Genomic DNA, 1503 nt, shown 5'->3' on the forward strand with positions numbered 1-1503 from the left:
GGACGGCGACGTTCGACGGTCTGCGCGGCGGTCAGGCCGCGGCTGCGGTGCGGCGCGCCTTCAGGCGGGAACGCAGGGCCAGTGCGGACCCGGCGACGACCGCCCAGGCGGCCAGCGTGATGACTGGAGTGACCAGGTGTGCGCCGCCGTAGTAGCTGAGATCGGCGATGGCGCGGACGGCGGCACCGGGCGGCAGGACTGCCGAGACCGCCCGGGCACCGGCGGGCAGCAGGTCGGCGCCGATGACGGCGCCGCTGGTGGCGTTGCCGACGGTCAGCAGGAGCAGGGTGGTGATCGGCAGGCCGATCGGGCCGAGGACGGTTCCCAGCAGGGTCGTGGTGAACGCGGCCGAGGCCGCCAGCAGCGCCAGGACGAACATGAGGGGGATCAGTGGTGCCGGGGCGGCCCCCAGTACCGGGCCGACCACGATCGCGCCGACGACACCCACGGCGGCCGAGGCGCCGGTCAGCAGGTAGAGGCGATGGCGCAAGCGCATCGCGGCGGCCAGGCCCAGGACGTTCGAGCCGAGGACGAAGCCGGCCAGGGAGACGCCGAAGGCCACGTAGAACCCCGCGAGGCCCCGCGCGTCGTGGTGGGTCAGGGGGACGACGTCCTCGGTCGTGAACTGTGCGCCGGTCCCGTGGGCGTACGCGCTGACCAGGTGGCTCACGGCAGAGGTGGTGGAGGTGCCGGCGGCTCCGGCGATCTGCAGGCTCAGGTGGTCGGGCGTCTCGGCGCCCAGTACCGCCACGACGTCGTGGTGTTCCAGTGCGGCCCGCGCCGTCGCGGCGTCCGCGGCGGGGTGGACCTCGACCGCGCTGCCCAGGGCCTTCTGCACCTCGCCCGGCAGGTTGGGTCCGGTGACGGCGATGGGTACGTGGTGGGGCTGCGGATCACGCTGGAGACCCACGTAGCACGCGATGAAGGCCGCCACGACGACGAGCGAGATCAGGAGCGGCTGGAGCCATGCCTTCAGGGGCGGCCGGCGGGGGCCCTGGCTCGGTTGTGCAGTTTGCTCTGCCGCGGCGGGGAGCTTGTGCTCGCGCTCAGCAGTAGTCATGGCGTGACCTTCGGGAGAGAGGGGCGGGTGGATGGGGAGGGGGAGGTGTGGTGCCTCGCTTGAAATACGAGCATATGCTCCTATCTTGGTCGTGGCAAGAGCTGTCCGGTCGGAAACGGGGTCGTAGGCCCCCCTGCGGTCGGCGCTACGGCGCTTCTCCGGCATCGATCGATCGAGCTGCCTACCCCTGTGAGCAGGGTTGAGGCGCATGATGGCCCGGCGGTGGAGCGGGGCATCCGGCGGGCGCCAGCGGACGCGCTCTACGCTGCCCCGCTCGACGCGCTCGACGGTCCGCAGGGGTGCTCGGAATAACGCGCTTCGTGGCGGTGATCGGTCGGGCGCCGTGTCGCGGGCGGGGGCCGCGAGGCGGTCGCCATCGGGGCCGAGGCGTCTCATGAAGCCACGGTGTTGTCCCCCCGCCGACGGGGCCGGGGCAACACAGG

General features: G+C 72.7%; 1 protein-coding gene. It reads right to left on the reverse strand.

From position 1 onward, the window contains the following. Positions 1–31: 31 nt before the first annotated feature. Complete coding sequence (locus ACWGIS_RS36260) at positions 32–1060, reverse strand: hypothetical protein (protein WP_453366776.1); 1029 nt, start codon at positions 1058–1060, stop codon at positions 32–34. Between the last annotated feature and the right edge of the window lie 443 nt (positions 1061–1503).

It is taken from the genome of Streptomyces sp. NPDC054842, from assembly GCF_053611025.1.

What these genes read in the sequence shown, in the direction of transcription:
- ACWGIS_RS36260 (WP_453366776.1), bottom strand. Translation starts at nt 1,060, where the DNA reads ATGACTACTGCTGAGCGCGAGCACAAGCTCCCCGCCGCGGCAGAGCAA.